The sequence below is a fragment of the Specibacter sp. NPDC057265 genome (genome assembly GCF_042668835.1).
In the GTDB taxonomy this organism is placed as follows: Bacteria; Actinomycetota; Actinomycetes; order Actinomycetales; family Micrococcaceae; genus Specibacter.
The window spans coordinates 65,803-82,597 of sequence record NZ_JBHUYE010000009.1 but is presented as its reverse complement, the minus strand read 5'-3'; the positions used below and the strand labels follow the sequence as shown (position 1 = coordinate 82,597).

General features: G+C 67.3%; 13 protein-coding genes. 9 read left to right on the top strand and 4 right to left on the bottom strand.

What is annotated here, in order from left to right:
- Window position 1: 1 nt before the first annotated feature.
- Window positions 2-3,412, top strand: a complete 3,411-nt coding sequence (gene cydC, locus ACFUCV_RS08760) for a thiol reductant ABC exporter subunit CydC (RefSeq protein ID WP_380814650.1) — start codon at window positions 2-4, stop codon at window positions 3,410-3,412.
- A 22-nt stretch (window positions 3,413-3,434) separates the two neighbouring features.
- On the opposite strand, the gene ACFUCV_RS08755 is transcribed toward cydC, so the two are convergent.
- Window positions 3,435-4,526: an SDR family oxidoreductase gene (locus tag ACFUCV_RS08755; protein ID WP_380814648.1), complete on the bottom strand. Its 1,092-nt coding sequence runs from the start codon at window positions 4,524-4,526 to the stop codon at window positions 3,435-3,437.
- Between the two features lie 74 nt (window positions 4,527-4,600).
- Here ACFUCV_RS08755 and ACFUCV_RS08750 point away from each other — a divergent pair, with 74 nt between their 5' ends.
- Window positions 4,601-5,113: a DUF3253 domain-containing protein gene (locus ACFUCV_RS08750; protein ID WP_380814646.1), complete on the top strand. Its 513-nt coding sequence runs from the start codon at window positions 4,601-4,603 to the stop codon at window positions 5,111-5,113.
- A gap of 43 nt (window positions 5,114-5,156) precedes the next feature.
- On the opposite strand, the gene ACFUCV_RS08745 is transcribed toward ACFUCV_RS08750, so the two are convergent.
- Entirely contained in the window at window positions 5,157-7,751 is a 2,595-nt protein-coding gene (locus tag ACFUCV_RS08745; RefSeq protein WP_380814643.1) for a DNA topoisomerase (ATP-hydrolyzing) subunit A, read from the bottom strand.
- Between the two features lie 84 nt (window positions 7,752-7,835).
- Between ACFUCV_RS08745 and ACFUCV_RS08740 the strand changes: the two genes are divergently transcribed.
- The 3 genes from ACFUCV_RS08740 (at window position 7,836) to ACFUCV_RS08730 (ending at window position 12,518) form a co-directional block, all read left to right on the top strand.
- Window positions 7,836-10,511, top strand: coding sequence for a GNAT family N-acetyltransferase (locus tag ACFUCV_RS08740; RefSeq protein ID WP_380814641.1), 2,676 nt, complete (start codon window positions 7,836-7,838; stop codon window positions 10,509-10,511).
- A gap of 66 nt (window positions 10,512-10,577) precedes the next feature.
- Window positions 10,578-11,267, top strand: a complete 690-nt coding sequence (locus ACFUCV_RS08735) for a DUF5998 family protein (RefSeq protein ID WP_380814638.1) — start codon at window positions 10,578-10,580, stop codon at window positions 11,265-11,267.
- A 15-nt stretch (window positions 11,268-11,282) separates the two neighbouring features.
- Window positions 11,283-12,518: an alkaline phosphatase family protein gene (locus tag ACFUCV_RS08730; RefSeq protein WP_380814635.1), complete on the top strand. Its 1,236-nt coding sequence runs from the start codon at window positions 11,283-11,285 to the stop codon at window positions 12,516-12,518.
- A gap of 68 nt (window positions 12,519-12,586) precedes the next feature.
- Here ACFUCV_RS08730 and sepH read toward each other — a convergent pair whose 3' ends face one another.
- Window positions 12,587-13,909 carry a septation protein SepH gene (sepH, locus tag ACFUCV_RS08725; protein ID WP_380814633.1) on the bottom strand — a complete coding sequence of 441 codons (1,323 nt, stop codon included), beginning with the start codon at window positions 13,907-13,909 and terminating at the stop codon, window positions 12,587-12,589.
- 242 nt (window positions 13,910-14,151) lie between these two features.
- Here sepH and ACFUCV_RS08720 point away from each other — a divergent pair, with 242 nt between their 5' ends.
- On the top strand, window positions 14,152-14,472 hold the full coding sequence (locus tag ACFUCV_RS08720; RefSeq protein WP_380814630.1) for a DUF4193 family protein: 321 nt from the start codon (window positions 14,152-14,154) through the stop codon (window positions 14,470-14,472).
- Here the strand turns inward: ACFUCV_RS08720 and ACFUCV_RS08715 are convergent.
- A complete protein-coding gene (locus ACFUCV_RS08715) occupies window positions 14,469-14,975 on the bottom strand; it encodes a DUF3093 domain-containing protein (RefSeq protein ID WP_380814628.1) in 507 nt (168 codons plus the stop codon). The two genes, ACFUCV_RS08720 and ACFUCV_RS08715, sit on opposite strands and share 4 nt — an antisense overlap.
- An 88-nt stretch (window positions 14,976-15,063) precedes the next feature.
- Here ACFUCV_RS08715 and dut point away from each other — a divergent pair, with 88 nt between their 5' ends.
- The 3 genes from dut to ACFUCV_RS08700 are packed head-to-tail and all read left to right on the top strand — an operon-like array spanning window position 15,064 to window position 16,795.
- Window positions 15,064-15,612 carry a dUTP diphosphatase gene (gene dut, locus ACFUCV_RS08710; RefSeq protein ID WP_380814627.1) on the top strand — a complete coding sequence of 183 codons (549 nt, stop codon included), beginning with the start codon at window positions 15,064-15,066 and terminating at the stop codon, window positions 15,610-15,612.
- A gap of 52 nt (window positions 15,613-15,664) precedes the next feature.
- A complete protein-coding gene (locus ACFUCV_RS08705; protein WP_380814626.1) occupies window positions 15,665-16,453 on the top strand; it encodes a DUF3710 domain-containing protein in 789 nt (262 codons plus the stop codon).
- 3 nt (window positions 16,454-16,456) lie between these two features.
- A complete protein-coding gene (locus tag ACFUCV_RS08700; protein WP_380814624.1) occupies window positions 16,457-16,795 on the top strand; it encodes an OB-fold nucleic acid binding domain-containing protein in 339 nt (112 codons plus the stop codon).

Below are 16,795 nucleotides of genomic sequence, written 5' to 3'. Positions count from 1 at the left end.
CATGGGCCGGCGTGCAGCGCTTCCGACAGGCAGGTCCACCAGGGTGGCCCTGGCGGTTTTGGCCGGGCTGGCTGCCCTGAAGTCCGTGGGGCTGGTGCTGGGCCTTGGCGCCCTGGCCCACGCCCTGGCACAGTGGGCCGGAAACGCGCCCCTGGACGGCCCCCGGCTGCTCCTGTCGGGTGCCCTGGGGGCCCTGCTGCTGGGCACCTCGGTCTGGGGCCAGGCCATCATGTCCCGGCGTGCTGCGCTCGGTGCCAAGGAGGAGTTGCGCGGCAAATTGGTGGCGCACCGCCTGGATCCGCGGCGTGGCGGCCAAGGCGGCTCTGTCGGCGCCGAAGGCATGCTGGCCAGCCGCGGGCTCGACGGGCTGGACAACTACTTCAGCACCTACCTGCCCGCCTTGGTCAGCTGTGCCGTGCTGCCCCTGCTGGTGGGATTGCACATACTGATTTCCGACTGGGTCAGTGCCTTGATAGTGGTCCTGACGGTGCCGCTGGTGCCGGTGTTCATGATCCTCATAGGCCTGCATACCCAGGAACGGGTGGCAGCTGCCGCCGATGGTTTGGCCAGACTGTCCAACCACCTGCTGGAACTGGCCCGGGGGCTGCCGGTGCTGGTGGGGCTGCGCCGCGCCTCCGCCCAGCGCAAGGCACTGGCCGAGGTGTGCGAGGGTTACCGGAAATCCACCATGGCCACACTGCGCACTGCCTTCCTGTCGGCCATGGCACTGGAACTGATCAGCACCATTTCCGTGGCGGTGGTGGCGGTGTTCATTGGTGTCAGGCTGGTTGCCGGGACCATGCCGCTGGAGGCCGGGCTGCTGGCGCTGATGCTGGCTCCGGAGTGCTTCCGCCCGCTGCGCGACCTGGGCGCCGCACACCACGGCAGCGAAGACGGCGTGGAGGCGCTGCGCCGTGTCAATGAAATTCTGGACGGCCCTGCCCGGCCGCTGGACACTGCACCAGCTACACAAGGTGGGGAGGCCAGGGAAGGCACAGCCCACGCCGTCATGGTGGCCCATGACTTCACCGTCCGTTATCCGGACCGGGGCGCGCCGGCAGTGGCCCGGTTCAACCATGTCCTGGCCGCCGGCGGGACCCTGGTGCTGGACACTGCCAGTGGAACAGGAAAGTCCACGCTGCTGGCAGCCATGGCGGGCATCCTGCCGGCCGCCGGGGAGGGCGCCGCCGTGACCGGCGGGGAACTGCGGATCCGCAACCGTGCCGGAACGGTGCTTGTATCCCAGCATCCGGCGTTCACCGAACACAGCGTCGCGGCCGAGGTGGCCCTCTACGCCGCCGGCCCGGAACAATGCGTGGTTGCCGACCAGGACGTGCATGCCGCCCTGGCACGGGTCAACGCCGCGCACCTGATGCACCGGCCCGTCATGTCCGCCAGCCCCGGGGAGCTGCGCCGTGTGGCGGTGGCCCGGGCCCTGGCACGCATTGCCGTGGATCCGGCAGTGGAGCTGGCGCTCCTTGATGAACCCACGGCGCACTTGGATGCGGTCTCGGCGCAGGCAGTGCGGGAAGCCATGGTGCAGCTGCGGGGGACAGTGGCCCTGGTTGTGGCCACCCACGATCCCATCCTGGCAATGATGCTCGCACCGGGGCAGGCAACGGGTGCTGGATCCGGCGCCGGCGGCGCACTGGCGGCCGGTCCAGCCGGGCCGGGGGATGCCCCCGTGCCCGCCGTCCCCATTGACCCGCCAGGCCCCGTGGCGGACAGGAACGGCGCCGTGCGGCTTTCCTGGCGCCATGTGCGCCGCCTGCCCCTGCTGTCACCGCGCTTCGCCGCAGCCGTGGTCGTTTCGGCGCTGGCCATGCTCAGTGCCGCGGCCCTGTCCGGAATCTCGGCGTGGCTCATAGTGTGGGCGGCGGCGCAACCACCCATCCTGTACCTGATGACACTCATTGTGGGAGTCCGCGCCTTCGGCATAGGCCGTTCCCTGCTGCGCTACCAGGAACGGCTCCTGGCCCACGACGCCGTGTTCCGCTGGGCCATGGAGCTGCGCCTGCAGCTGTGGGATTCCCTGAGCTCCTCCGTGGCGCACTGGGGCAAGCTCAGCCGCTCCGGCGGGGCCCTGGGAACGCTGGTGGCCGACGTCGACGAGCTCCGGGACGCGGTGCCGCGGGTGGTGGTGCCCATTCCTGCTGCGGCGCTCAGCTACGGCGCCGTGCTGTTGACGGTGTTCCTGCTGGCACCCCAGGCCACCCCCATTGTCCTGGCACTGGGCGTTGCGTGCCTGCTGCTGTTGCCGGTGCTGGTGCTGCTGGCCCAACGCCGCGCCTCGGCAGCAACTGCCATCCACCGCATTTGGTTGACCGAACGGATCACCACGCTCTTTTCCGCTGCCGGCGACATGGCCGCAAATGGGATCGGCGCGGCGGAGGCTGCCCGCTTCAGCCGCAGCGACGGCGCCGTGGCCAAGCCGCTGCGCCGGCTGGCCTGGACTGAGGGCCTGGGCCAGGGCCTGGTGACGCTGCTGACCTCCCTGGCAGCCATTGCCGCCGCCTTCACAGCCATCTCCGCCCAGCTCGACCCGCGCGCGGCCGCCGTGGCCGCGCTGCTCATGCTGGCGCTCGCCGAACCACTGGGCCAGTACCTTGCCGCCGTCAATGAACTGCCGGCGCTCGCAGGCCTGATGCGCCGGATCCTTCCCGAACTCGACGCCCCGGCCACCGTCCACAGCGGCATTGAGCAGGCACCGGCCGGAGAAGCCACGATCACTTCGCTGGCGGTTCAGGACATCACCGTCAGCTACCCCCAGGCGCAGCGCCCGGTGTTCACGCAGCTTGCCGGCGGCACACAGCGTGGGCAATGGTGGAGTGTCAGCGGCCCATCGGGATCCGGCAAATCCACACTGCTGGCGCTTCTGCTGGGCTTTTTAAAACCCCAGGCGGGCAGCTATCTGCTCAATGGGCGGCCCGCCACGGCCGCCGGCCTGTCCCGGATTGCCTGGTGCCCCCAGGATGCGTACCTGTTCAATTCCACCCTGCGTGCCAACCTGGCCCTGGGACGCCCGGCGGCAACGCCGCCGCAGGAGTCAGAACTGCAGGCGGCGCTGGAGACCGTGGGCCTGGGCACGTGGCTGGCAGGGCTGCCGGAAGGGCTGCAGACCCGGGTGGGATCCGGTGGCCACCACCTCTCCGGCGGCCAGCGGACCCGTGTGGCCGTGGCCCGGGCCCTGTTGTCAGGGGCCGACGTGGTGCTCCTTGATGAGCCCACGGCGCACCTGGGTGTGGATGAATCAGCTGCCCTGATTGACGCCCTGCGCGTGGCCTTGTCTGATTCCGCGGTGGTCCTGGTCACCCACGACGCCGCATTGGCGGCCCGCGCGGACCGGCACCTGGCCCTGGGCTCCAGTGGGAATCTGCCCCACGGGGAGGGGGTGGACGTGGTCCGCGCCTGAGATTGCGGGGAAGCCCGGGACTTTAGGGGATGAGCTTCTCCGTGCGGTAGCGCTCAAAGAGGTCAATGAAGGCATCGAGCGTGCGCCGGTAGCCGGTGAAGCCGGCCACGCGGCTCTTGCCCATGTCCGCCGTCACTTCAATGGTTCGCCCCAGGTCCCCATCCGTGTGCCACCAGGAGGCAACCCGGCCCAGCTCGGCTTCCGCCAGCCCGTGGCGCCCAGCCAGCTCCCGCCACTGCCCGGCCCGCCCGGCCATGGCCTGCTCCAGGGGACGGGGCGCTTCCTCAAAGCCTTCCCAGGCAACACCGAAGTGCGCGGCGATCCTTGGCCACATCCAACGCCAGCGGAAAACATCGCCATTGACCACATTGAAGGCCTCATTGGCGGCCGCCGGTGTGGTGGCCGCCCAGAGCATGTGCTCGGCGAGCAGACCGGCGTCGGTCATGTCCGTCAGGCCGTTCCACTGCGTTTGGGAGCCAGGGAAAACAAAGGGCTCCCCGCTGTCCCGGCAGAGCGTTGCCTGCGCTGCCAGGGTCAGGCCCATGTTCATCGCATTGCCCACGGCGTGGCCAATGACGGTGTGGGCGCGGTGCACCGACCAGCTAAAGCCCTGCTCCGCCGCGGCAGCGAACAATTCATCTTCCTGGGCGTAGTAGAAGTTGCGCACGGGCAGGCGCGGCTCCTCCTCGTGGAACGGGGTGTCGGCCATCTCACCTTCGCCATAGGCCTCAAAAGGGCCCAGGTAGTGTTTGAGCCCGGTCATCAAGGCCACATGTGCCACCGCCTTGTCCCGCAGCACGGCAAGGAGAGAGCGCAGCATGCCGGCATTGACCACAATGTTTTCCTCCTCCGTGTCCTGGCGGGACCAGGCGGTGAAAAAAACGTGCGTGGGATGTTCGTTCGCGAGCGCAGCCGCCAGTGACTCCTGCGAGGTCAAATCTGCCGGCAGCCAGCGCACGCCGTCCCGGTCCGTGCCGGGGGTGCGTGAGATGGCCAGCACCTGCCACCCTCCGGCCGTGAGGGCATCAACAAGGGCCGAGCCCGCAATGCCCGTGGCGCCCACCACGAGGGCTGTTTGCTGTTCCTGGGGGTTTGCTGTGTTCACCGGTGTCATGCTGGTGGCAAGCCGGAAACAAACGTAATTATTCCAAGGCCCACACGCCCGCCGGCCTGTGGGAGGCTGTAAGGGTGCCGGACAACAAGAACGTCGAAACCACCCCTGATGGGCACCACCTGATCATTGGCGGGCGGAAATGGCGGGCCAGCGACCCTGGCATTGCCCCCAAGCTGCGTCAGGAACTGGTCGATGAACTCATGAACGCCCGCCGGGCCGTCAAGGCAAAGGAAACCGACGCGCGGACCAGGGTCAATGACGCCAAAACAGCCTTGGGGGAACGCGGCCAGCCCTGGTGGGAGGAGCCGGAACCGGAACTGCTGGAGCGGAGAATCGCGGCAACCATCCTGGCGCTGCTGCGCAAGCGAGTGGACAGGTCCATTTGTCCCAGCGACGTGGCCCGCGTGGTCGGCGGCGATGCGTGGCGCACCCACATGGACACCGTCCGCCGCGTGGCCGCGCAGCTGGCCGGGCGCGGGGAGATCATTGCCACCCAAAAAGGCGTGCCGGTGGCGGCCGACGCCGCGCGCGGCCCCATCCGTCTGATCCGTCCACCGGCGGAGCCGCAGGAGCCGGCCGCTTTGTGAACCGGTCCCGAAGCTGCACCCCTGGTGGCTGCTTCCGGAAAAGTCAGTCCAGGGGCAGCTCAAACGCCTCCTGGGCCGCCTCCGCGCCGGCCACGGCCTTCGGCGCCGGCTGCGCCGCTGCCGGCGCCGCGGCGGGGGATCCATTGGCTGCCCCCGCTGCCCGCGTGCCGGAGTCGATGCTGGGACCGAGCAGGTCAATGCCGGCGCTTAAAGCCACCCCGGAGCCGTCGCGGTGGCCGTGCTCAAGGGGCAGGGACCGGGCCACCCCGGCACCCGTGGAGGCCTTGGCGGGTCCGTGCCCGGCCCATGCCAGCAACAGCCGGTCCTCGCCGCGCAGGAAGCGGTGCGCCCGCACACCCGCCGTGGCACGGCCCTTGGCGGGATACTCCGAAAACGCCGTCACCTTCGCTGAACCCGACGGCGTGCCCGGCAGGGCCTCCTGGCCGCCGGCCACCGTCACCACCACGGCGTCGGGATCGGCGGGGGAGACCGCGGCAAAGCTGATCACGCTGTCACCGGCGCCGAGCTTGATGCCGGCCATGCCGGCTGCGGTGCGCCCCTGGGGGCGGACGTTGCCGGCGCTAAAGCGCAGCAACTGGGCGCCGCGGGTGATGAACACCAGATCGTCCGTGTCCGACGCCGGCGCCACCGCCACCACCTGATCCTTGGGTTTGAGGGAAATGTAGTCCCACTCGTCGCGGTTCAGCGGGTAGTCGGGGGTGACACGCTTGACCACTCCTGCTGCGGTGCCCACTGCAAAGACGGTGTTCAAGGCTACAAAGCCCAGCAGCTTTTCCCCCTTGTTCAAGGTGATGAAGTCCTTTGCCGCAACGCCGCCGGAAAGGTTGGGCAGGGCCGCGGTGGGCGGCAGCACGGGCATGTCCACCACCTGCAGCCGCAGCATGCGTCCCAGCGACGTCAGCGCGGCAATTTCGGCCCGGGCCGTGGTTTTAATGACGGACCGGAACACATCATGCTTAGTGCGGCCGCCACTTTCCGCCAGCGCGTCCGCCGTGGAGGTGCGGGCAATCATGCCCGTGGCGCTGAGCAGGACCCAGCAGGGGTCGTCGGCAATTTCCAGGGCCAGGGGCGCAGCTTTGCCGCCGGTGACGGCGAGGGCTTTGGCCACCGACGGCGCCATGGCCTCGGATTCCAGCAGCACGGTCCGCCGCGCGGTGCCATAGTTGGCGGCCACCTCGCCGAGCTCGTCGGAAACCAGCTGGTGCAGCAGTTCCTTGGATGCCAGGATCGCTTCAAGGGCTGCAATTTCACGGCGCAGCTCGTCACGTTCGGCTTCGAGCTCCACCATGGAGAAGCGGGTCAGCTGGCGCAGCCGCAGGGCCAGAATGTAGTCGGCCTGGATTTCGGAAAGGTCATAAATGGCCATCAGGCGCTCCCGCGCGGCGGCCACCTCATCGGAGCTGCGGATGATTTGGATGACCTCATCAATGTCCACTATGGCTATCAGCAGGCCCTCCACCAGGTGCAGCCGGTCCTGCTTTTTACCCAGCCGGTGGGCGGTGCGGCGGCGCACCACGTCAATGCGGTGGGAGACAAAGACCTGCAGCAGCGGCAGCAGGCCCAGGGTCTGCGGCTGGCCCTCCACCAGGCAGACATTGTTGATGCCAAAGGATTCCTCCAACGGCGTGTAGCGGTACAGCTGCTCCAGGACGGCGGCCGGATTGAAGCCGTTCTTGATTTCAATGACCAGCCGCATGCCGTTCTTGCGGTCGGAGAGGTCAATGAAGTCGGCGACACCCACAAGCTTTTTATTGTTGACGGCGTCCTTGAGCTTTTCCTTGACCTTCTCCGGCCCCACCAAATACGGCAGCTCGGTCACCACCAGGCCCGTGCGGCGTGGCGAGATTTGTTCCACGGCCACCTTGGCCCGGGTCTTGAAGGAGCCGCGGCCGGTGGCGTAGGCGTCACGGATGCCGGCCAGGCCCACAATGCGCCCGCCGGAGGGCAGATCCGGCCCGGGCACATAGGCCATCACATCCTCCAAGGTGGCCTCCGGGTTGGCGATCAGGTGTTGCGCGGCGGCAATGACCTCGCCCAGGTTGTGCGGGGCCATGTTGGTGGCCATGCCCACGGCAATGCCGCTGGCGCCATTGACCAACAAGTTGGGGTACGCGGCCGGCAGCACCGAGGGCTGCAGCATCTGGTTGTCATAGTTGGGGACAAAGTCCACCACGTTCTCATCCAGGTTGCCGGTCAACGCCAGGGCGGGCGCGGCCAGGCGCGCTTCCGTGTAGCGCGGGGCGGCCGGACCGTCGTCGAGCGAACCAAAGTTGCCGTGGCCGTCAATGAGCGGCAGGCGCAGGGAAAAGTCCTGTGCCATGCGCACCATGGTGTCGTAAATGGCGGAATCGCCGTGCGGGTGCAGCTTGCCCATGACCTCGCCCACCACGCGGGCGCTTTTAACGTGGCCCTTGTCCGGGCGCAGGCCCATCTCGGCCATCATGTACAAAATGCGGCGCTGCACGGGTTTGAGGCCGTCGCGGGCATCCGGCAGGGCACGGGAGTAAATCACCGAGTAGGCGTACTCGAGGAAGGACCCTTCCATCTCACTGGAGACGTCTATGTCCACAATATTTTCCACGAAGTCATCTGCTGCGGGAGCTTGGCGCTTTGCCATGGTGGCAGTGGTTCCTTTTCTGCATGGGGTGTTGCGATAAGGACATGCGCACCACGGGCACGATCATGTCGGTACAGTGATTCTATGGTGAAGCCAGAACCCGCGCCGGATTATCCCGCGCATTGGGAAGCGGATGTTGTTCTTCGCGACGGTGCGACGGGCCACCTGCGCCCCATGAGCGCCGCCGACGCCGAGGCGGTGCAGGAATTCCACATGGCACAGTCCCAAAACTCCATTTATCTGCGCTTCTTCACCTACAAATCCAAGCTTACGGCCAAGGAACTCCGCCGCTTCACGGAACTTGACTACCGGGACCGTGTGGCATTTGTCATAACGCGCGCGGGTAGGATCCTGGGCATTGGCCGCTATGACAGGCTCGATGACCCCGCCGAAGCGGAGGTGGCTTTCAATGTCTCCGATCATCATCAGGGCCAGGGCCTGGGCTCAATCCTGTTGGAGCACCTGGCCGCTGCCGCCCGTGAAAACGGGATCGACAGGTTTTCCGCCGAGGTGCTGCCCGAAAACCGCAAAATGATCCAGGTGTTCTCCGACGCCGGCTATGAGGTGCACCGGCACTTTGACGACGGCGTGATTTCCCTTTACTTTGACATTGACCCCACTGAAAAATCCCGGGCCGTGATGGAATCCCGCGAACACCGCGCCGAAGCCCGCAGCGTCGCCGGTCTCATGGCGCCGCGCTCCGTGGCCGTCATTGGCGCCAGCCGCACCTGGGGCAGCATTGGCCAGCAACTGCTGGTGCACATTGTGGAGGGCGGCTTCAACGGGGCCGTCCACGCGGTAAACCAGGAAGCGCTGGAAGTTTCCGGCATGATGCCCTACGCCAGCATCGCCGAGGTGCCCGGGCCCGTGGATTTGGCAGTGATTGCCGTGCCCTATGCCGAGGTTCCCAAGGTGGTGGAACAGTGCGGAAAAGCGGGCGTCAAGGGGCTGGTCATTGCCACGGCCGGTTTTGCCGACAACGGCGACGCCGGCCTGGCGCGGCAGCGCTCCCTGGTCCGCCTGGCGCGGGCCAACGGCATGCGGCTGGTGGGACCGGCGTCCCTGGGCGTGGCCAACACCGATCCGGCGGTGTCCCTCAATGCGTCCATGGCGCCGTCCCTGCCCGGCCGGGGCGGGCTGGGCGTTTTTACCCAGTCGGCGGCACTGGGCATTTCCTTGTTTGCCTCCCTGAGCCGGCGCAATGTGGGCATGTCCACCGTCCTGTCCGCGGGCAACAGGGCCGATGTGTCCGGAAATGACATGATGCAGTTCTGGGAGGATGACCCCAACACCACGGCGTGCGGACTGTACCTGGAATCCATTGGCAACCCGCGCAAGTTCTCCCGCATCTCCCGGCGCCTGGCCCGTTCCAAGCCCGTCATTGTGGCGAAGTCGGATTCGGTGGGTTTGCGGCTGCCGCCGGGCCATGCCGTACGCACCACCCAGGCCCCCCAGGGCGCGCTGGACGCCATGCTCCGCCAATCCGGGGTCATCCGGGTGAACACTTTGGAGGAACTGGCAGATGTGGCCCAGCTGGTGGCCAGCCAGCCGCTGCCGAAGGGTCCGGGACTGGCCATCATTGGAAATTCCGCGGCCCTGGGCACCGTGGTGGCCGATTCCACTGAACAGCATGGCCTGTCGGTGGCGGCGCTGCAGACCCGGCTGGAGTTGGACATTGGCCAATCCCGGGCGCTGCCACTGCTCAAACGCACCGTGCGCGGGGCATTGGCGGAGCCCGGCGTCGATGCGGCCATGGTGACCCTGCTGCCGGTGGCGGGGTTGGACCTTGAGGCCGTGGCAAAGGTGCTGGGCGAATGCTCGGCCGCGGCCGGCAAGCCGGTCATTGCCGTCTTCTGCGGCATCATTGACCCCGCGGTCAACGTCAACGTCCAGCTTGCGGCGGGCGTGCCGTCGTATTCCAGCCCGGGCACAGCCATTGGGGCGTTGGCGGCAGTGACCCGCTATGCCCAGTGGCTGGCGCAGGCGGTGCCGGTGTTTGATCCCCCGCCGGGGGTGGAGTCCAATGCCGCCCAGGAGCTGCTCGATTCCTGGCTCAAGGACGTTCAGGGCGATTCGCTGGTGACCCTGCTGCCGTCCCAGGCGCGCAGGCTTTTGGCGCATTACGGCATTGACGTTTTGGAATCGGCACCCTTTGGCAGTGAAGAGCAGGCGGTGGCCGACGCGCAGCGGCTGGGTTGGCCGGTGGCGCTGAAAACCCTGGATCCGAGCCTGCGTCACCGCCTGGACCTGGGCGGGGTGCGCATCAACATTGAAAACGCCCAGTCCCTGCGCCGCAACATTGCCCAGATGCGCAAACTGCTCGAACCCTACGGGGCCGTCAACCTGGAGGTGCAGAGCATGGCCCAGGTGGGGCAGTCCTGCACCCTGCGCGCCATTGAGGACCCACTGCTGGGACCCGTGGTCTCCTTTGGGTTGTCGGGGGATGCGGTGAACCTGCTTGATGACTGGGCCCACCGGGTGCCGCCGCTGTCAGCGGATGCCGCCGCCGAGCTGATCCGTTCCCCGCGGGCGGCAGCGAAACTGTTCGGCCACGAAGGTTTGCCGGCCGGGAACGTTGCGGCGCTGGCGGATTTGGTGGCACGGGTGGCCATGCTCAAGGACGAGCATCCGGAAGTGGCGTTTTTGGAATTCAAACCCATTTTAGTGGGACCAACTGCGGTGACGGTCTTGGCCGCCGACGTGCGGATCGGCAATCCCGGGCAGCGCACCGACAGCGCCCGGCGTGCCCTGTTGTCCTGACTGGATCCGGTCCTGTGGGCACACCCATCCACAGCCGGTTCGCAACACCGCCGCCAAAGTGCGAAAATGGGGACCATGAACAGCTTCGGAGCCGGTGCCCCGGCCAACATCAAGGGCCGTGATCTGGAATCCGCCCTCCAGCGCTCAGGTTTTTACCCCCGGCTGGTGGCCGACGTGGTCAATGACGCCCTGGACGGGCAGCAAAGCCTGGCACACCTGGTCCACCTGGAAACCCACTTTGAACGCAATGAGGTGCACCGCCACATCACAGTGCTGGTGCTGACCTCGGAGATGCTGGTGATCACCCACGTCGATGACCACCAGCTGGATGAATCCGGGGAACAAATGGTGGCCCAGGTCTCCACCGAATCGGTGCCGGTGAGCCAGATCCAGTCAGTGGTGCTCAGCTACATCTACTCCCAGCCGCAGGACTACAAGCCCTCGGACCCGGCCCGCGAACTCACGCTCGCCATTGCCTGGTCCGGCGGCCAGCGGGTGGAGATGGGGCCATCCTCCTGCGGGGATCCAAGTTGCGACGCCGACCACGGCTATTCCGGGACCATCATGCAGGAGGACATTGCGCTGCGGATCAGCGCCGAAGCCGAGGGGCTGCAGGCCGTTGCCGACGCCAAGGCCTTCGCGCGGGCACTGCGGGCAGTGAACACCGGCGCCGGTTCCCCCGGCCATCCCGAGGCCGGCGCCGCCAAGTTTCCCGCCTTTGGCGCCCGCCTGGGCCGTTCCCATTACCGCCGCTGAGCACAGGGGGCTTCCATGACCACACCCACACAAGCCCCCGCGGAAGTGAAACTGCTGGCAGCCCAACCACCCCTGCCGCCGGCACCGGCCTACGGCAGCGCCAGCATTGCAGAGGTGCTCAGCAGCGCAGCGGCCGTGCTGGGGGACGGCAGCTTTGAAAACGTGCTGAATCTTCCGCCGGCCAAACGTGTGTGCGTGGTGCTCGCAGACGGCCTGGGCAAGTCGCTGTTGAAGCAGCGCGGCGCCCATGCACCCTTCCTGCGCGGGGTCCTGGCCGCCGACGCCGGGGGCAAACACCCCCGCACCCTGCACGCGGCCTTTCCCAGCACCACCGCCACCTCGCTGTCGTCTTTGGGCACCGGCACCGCTCCGGGCCGCCACGGCATGGTTGGCTATGACGTCCTTGACCCCGGGCAGGACAAAGTGGTGAACCTGCTGGGCAATTGGGATCCGGGTGTGGACCCGCTGCGGTGGCAGCCCGTTGCCACCGTCTTTGAACGCCTCGGGGACACGGTGCCATGCACCACTGTGAGCCTGCCCCAGTTCGCCACCTCCGCCATGACGCGGGCAGCCCTGCGGGGAGGCGAATTCCGCGCAGCCACCTCCACCCACGCCCGGGTGGAGCAGGCGGCCCAGGCCCTGGCCGCCTCGCCGCGGGCCCTGGTCTACCTGTACTGGAGCGAACTGGACAAGGCCGGCCACGCCCATGGCGCAGATTCCCCCCAGTGGGAGCGGCAGCTGGAGGAGCTCGACGCCGGCATGAAACGCCTTGCGGCCCAGGCACCGGCGGATACCCTCATTTTATTGACGGCCGACCACGGCATGGTGGACGTCCCCCGCAGCGCCCGCGTGGATTACTCCACGTTCCCGGAACTGCTGGCGGGGGTCCGCCACACCGCGGGGGAACCACGCATGGTCCAGTTGTACCTGGAACCCGGCTCCGGGCCGCAAAGCCGCGAAGCGCTCATGCAGGCCTGGCTGGAACGGTTCGGGAAGAAAGCCTGGGTGGTGACCCGCGCGCAGGCCATTGACGCCGGATACTTCGGCCAGGTGGAAGATGATGTCGTCGGCCGGATTGGGGATGTCTTGATCCTGGCCCGGGAAGCCATTGCCTTTTACGATCTGCGCCGCGTCCGTGCCCAGGCCATGGAGGTCACGGGCCAACACGGCTCCATCACCAAGGCCGAGCGGGAAGTGCCCCTGCTGCGCATTCCCACCACGCCCCGCGCGGGCAGGGCACGACGGCGCTAGCGCCCCCGCCGCGAAAAAGTCCCGCCCCCTGCCATTGGCGGGGGCGGGACCTGGGCAGTGCGGGCGCGTCAGTCGCCCTTGGTGCCAAAGACAATCTCGTCCCAGCTGGGAACGCTGGAACGCTTGGGCTTGGCTGCGGCCTTGCGTTCGAGCCGTGCCGCCACTTCGCTGTCGCTCGGCGCGGAATTGGCCGGGTCCACCGCTTCATCGGCTGCCGTGTCCTGGGGCGCGCCGGCGGGGGAGGGGGCGGGAGTGGCGGGTTCGCCGGAAAGCACCAGTTCGTGGGTTTGGGTGCTGACCTCGGAAACGCTGCTGGAGGTGTCCAGCGGTGCCGGGCTCTGATGGTCCAGGCTGGGGGCGAGCTTCAGGAACGGAATGCTGCGCAGCTTCTCCCGCGCGGTGCTGGGAGCCTCGGGAGTGGGCTCCGCCGCCGGCGGTGCCGGCGGTGCCGGCGGTGCGGCGCCATAAAACGTCTCGTCCCGCGGATGGGCGCCGGGAACGTGGGTGCCCAGCATGGCTGCGAGCTGGTCGTCACCTGCCTCATCGGCCCCCAGCCGGACTCCGCGGCGCGAACGCAACATCTCCAGCAGCCCGTGGGATGAACCCGGCGCGGCGTGGGCCTGCCCGCCGGGGTCGGAAACGACGGGCCCCTCCTGGGGCTGCTCCCCGCCGGCCGGTGCCGTCTGCTGCGCCGTGGCTTCGGCCTCAACATCGAAGGGCTGGTCGGTCACGGCGCTGAGGCGGCGTTCCGGCACCGGGCTGTCCAAGGGCTCCAGTTCGCTTAGTTGCTGGGCCCAGCGGTTGGCGTTGTGCAGGGACTTGCGGGCCGCATGGAAACGCCACAGGGCCGGCGCCGGTTCGCCAATGCTGCTGGCGGCGCGCTGGTTGCCCACCTCAAAGTCGGCGCTGACGGTCCAGTCGCCGGCCTGATCGCGCCAGGCGTTCCACCGCAGGGACTGTGGATCGATGCCAAAGGCCCGCAGGCGGTGCCTGACCATGTCATCGAGCGTGGCAGGGGATTCCCCAAACGCCGTCCGGTACCCGTCGGTGCTGGAGCTGGGCGCAGCAACCTGCACATTCCGTGCCTGATTGGCAATGTACTCCCGCTCGGCCAATACCGGGCCTTCATAGCGGCGAACCTGGTCGATCGTCAGCCCTGCCTGCTCGGCCACGTCGGCGGCAGTGGCGCCGGCGCGGATGAGCGACTGGATTTCACGGGGGGACATCTTGGTGCCCGAAGGCTGCGATGACCGGGCAAAGCGGTGGGTGTTCCTTCCCACGGCCGTACGCAGTGCCTCATCCAGAGGGAGCAGGTAAATTTCGCCCCCGGTGCCGCTGAGCAACAGGTGCTCGCCGTCGTCGTGGACACCCACCAGCCGCAGATCAGCCATGCCGTCCTCCCAAAAAAATGTTAATGCTTTCCGTTCGAAACTTTGCCACCGAAACGCGCAATTTCCTACTACCTTGGCAGGCGTGGCGTGATAAGCCTGCTTAAAACCCGGCCGGAGCTGCCGCGCCCGGACCCAAAGGCCGGTGCCGGCCCCCGGGGGGTTTGCCGGTGCGTGCTTTGACCTCTATGGTGTTTGCAATGTTTCCGAGCTGCCGCGCAGTGAAAAATTGTTAGGAAGTGCACATGACCACCGGCTACCAGCCCCATCCGTCCCCGCAGGGACAGGACCGCGGACACCATCAAAGCCGCAGGGGGCGCGGGCACCGTGGTGCCGGCACCAGATCCCTGCCGGCGCGCGAGGCGCTGGCCGATCCGGCGGAGTCGGAGCTCGCGGACAGCTTTGAGCTTCCCGGCGGCGAAATGCCTGCCGATGAGCACACTGTGGAGATCCTGGCCGAGCAGCTGGACGAGTTCACCTGCGGTTCGTGCTTTTTGGTTCGGCACCGTTCCCAACTGGCCAGGGAAAAAGAAGGCGTGAAGTACTGCCTGGACTGCGAAGGCTAGGACCGGCCCTGCCCGGTGGCGCCGGGATCCGCTGATTGGCGCAAGGCGGCGGCCAGGTGTTCGGGGTTGCGCGAGGAGGTGAGCCAATAGGGGGTCTTGTCGTCCGGATCCGTGATTTCAATTTTCACCACTGGATTGATCCAGCCACGGAAGCACAAAAAGGCCAGACCGTTAAGCCGGACGCCGCGCTGCTCCGTCGCAGCCTCGCCGGTGTACGTGGCCACCTGGCCCACAAACCTGCGTTCAATGTGGGCCCTGCCCACCTGCAGGGAATCGGCCGTCACGGCAATGGTGGGTGTGGAGGTCACAAGCGCGACGACCATGATGGCCAGCACCACAAAAAATGCCAGATAGCCGGCAAACTCGCTGATGGGCAGGAAAATGAAGATCGAGGCAGCGGAGAGGCCCACCACAATGACCCAGCTCCAAAAGTTGGGCCACAGTTTTTCCTTGTAAATGACCGTGCTGGGGGACAGGGCGCTCTGCGGCGAAGGTGAAGGCATGATCCAAGCTTTCCACCTTTGCCTGTGTATTTCACCTTCACGGCCGCCGCCGCCCCGCCGCCGTCCCGAGCGGATAGAGTGTCCTGTTGTGAGTGATGAGATCAATACAACAGCAAGCGGTGTTTCCCCAGCCGGCCACCACCCCACCCTGCAGGTGCAGCTGCGCCTGCTCGACGACGGCATTGAGGCCCCCAGCTACGCCCATCCGGGGGATGCCGGGGCCGATCTGCGCAGCCGGATCGATGTTGAGTTGGCGCCGGGGGAGCGGGCGCTGGTGCCCACCGGCATTGCCCTGGCCCTGCCCTTCGGCTATGCCGCGTTCATCCACCCCCGTTCCGGGCTGGCCACCAAGCATGGTCTGACCATTGTCAACAGTCCCGGAACCGTGGACGCCGGGTACCGCGGGGAGTTGTCGGTGACACTGTTGAACACCGATTCCCGGCATTCCATTCGTTTGTCCCGGGGCGATAGAATTGCCCAAATGGTCATTCAGCGGGTGGAACGGGCCGGGTTCGTCACAGTCGCTGAGCTGCCCGACTCCGTGCGCGGTGCCGGCGGCTTTGGTTCCACGGGTGGATTTGCAGCCGTCGATGAAGCGGCAACGCCGTCAGCGGCCACCAAAGACACAGCACTTTAGGCACTGCCGCAGCAATCCCACGATTCGTCCTCTACAAGGAGTCAACATTTCCATGGCTTTTGGGTTTGGTAAGAAAAAGAACAAGGCAACGGACGCGGACCAGGCACCGGAGGCCGTGGCTGCCCCAACGGATGCCGGTGCCGCCGGTGCCGCCGGCGTTTTGAGGCTGCCCCCCGGTCCGGCCGACGAAGCCTATGACCGCGCCCTGCACGGACCGCTGGATGAGTCGGAAATCACCTCCACCGAGGGCTACGTTGACTTGGGTGCGCTGCTGGTGACCCCCCGGGAGGGCTTGTCCCTGCGCCTTGAAGTGGAGGAAAACACCTCCCGCGTCATTGCCGTGACACTGGATCTCAATGGTTCAAGCCTGCAGCTGCAGGCGTTCGCCGCTTCCCGGTCGGAAAAACTGTGGCGCGACATCCGCGAACAAATTGGCCTGTCCGTGGGGTCCCAGGGCGGTGAAATTGAGATCCTTGACGGCACCTTCGGCAAGGAGGTGCTGGCCAAAGTACCGGCCCAGGGCAATGACGGCAGCAAGGGCTTCCGGGTGGCCCGCTTCATCGGCATTGACGGCCCGCGCTGGTTCCTGCGGGGAGTGCTCGGTGGCGAGGCGGCCATGAAACCCGAGGCCGCCGGCGAGCTGGAGGACCTCTTCCGTGGCGTCGTGGTGGTGCGCGGGGAAACGCCCCTGCCCCCGCGCGATCTGCTGCTGCTGCGCCTGCCCAAGGACGCCGTCGCCGGCCCCCAGCCCGGTGCCGCCCAGACCCTGCCGGGTCAGGGTGTGCCGCCCCAGGGCGGGGAGCAGCTGCGCCGGGGTCCGGAAATCACGGCGATCGGCTAGCGGGTGTCAGCCGCATCCCACGGAGGCTGGCAGTCAATGGTGGACATTGGCAAGCTCCCCACCCGCGGCCGCGCCTCCTGCGAGGGTGCGGTGGAAGCCGTCACCATCCTGCCCGCCACCGTGGCGCCGTCCTACTCGGCCATCCTCAGCGACGGTGGCCAGCTGCCCTCCGCGCGCTCCGACGCTGCACCCCAGCTGCGGCTGGTGTGGATAGGACGACGCCGGGTCCCCGGCATTGTGGCCGGCACCCGGCTGCGCGTGGAGGGGATGGTGTCCCAGCGTAATGGGCTGCCCACCATGTACAACCCCCGCTACGAAATCATTGGAACCCAGGAGAGCTAG

Coding starts and splice junctions, on each gene's coding strand:
- ACFUCV_RS08705 (WP_380814626.1), top strand. CDS start 15,665: ATGGCTTTTGGGTTTGGTAAGAAAAAGAACAAGGCAACGGACGCGGAC.
- sepH (WP_380814633.1), bottom strand. CDS start 13,909: ATGGCTGATCTGCGGCTGGTGGGTGTCCACGACGACGGCGAGCACCTG.
- ACFUCV_RS08735 (WP_380814638.1), top strand. CDS start 10,578: ATGGGGACCATGAACAGCTTCGGAGCCGGTGCCCCGGCCAACATCAAG.
- ACFUCV_RS08740 (WP_380814641.1), top strand. CDS start 7,836: ATGGTGAAGCCAGAACCCGCGCCGGATTATCCCGCGCATTGGGAAGCG.
- ACFUCV_RS08715 (WP_380814628.1), bottom strand. CDS start 14,975: ATGCCTTCACCTTCGCCGCAGAGCGCCCTGTCCCCCAGCACGGTCATT.
- ACFUCV_RS08730 (WP_380814635.1), top strand. CDS start 11,283: ATGACCACACCCACACAAGCCCCCGCGGAAGTGAAACTGCTGGCAGCC.
- cydC (WP_380814650.1), top strand. CDS start 2: ATGGGCCGGCGTGCAGCGCTTCCGACAGGCAGGTCCACCAGGGTGGCC.
- ACFUCV_RS08745 (WP_380814643.1), bottom strand. CDS start 7,751: ATGGCAAAGCGCCAAGCTCCCGCAGCAGATGACTTCGTGGAAAATATT.
- ACFUCV_RS08755 (WP_380814648.1), bottom strand. CDS start 4,526: ATGACACCGGTGAACACAGCAAACCCCCAGGAACAGCAAACAGCCCTC.
- ACFUCV_RS08720 (WP_380814630.1), top strand. CDS start 14,152: ATGACCACCGGCTACCAGCCCCATCCGTCCCCGCAGGGACAGGACCGC.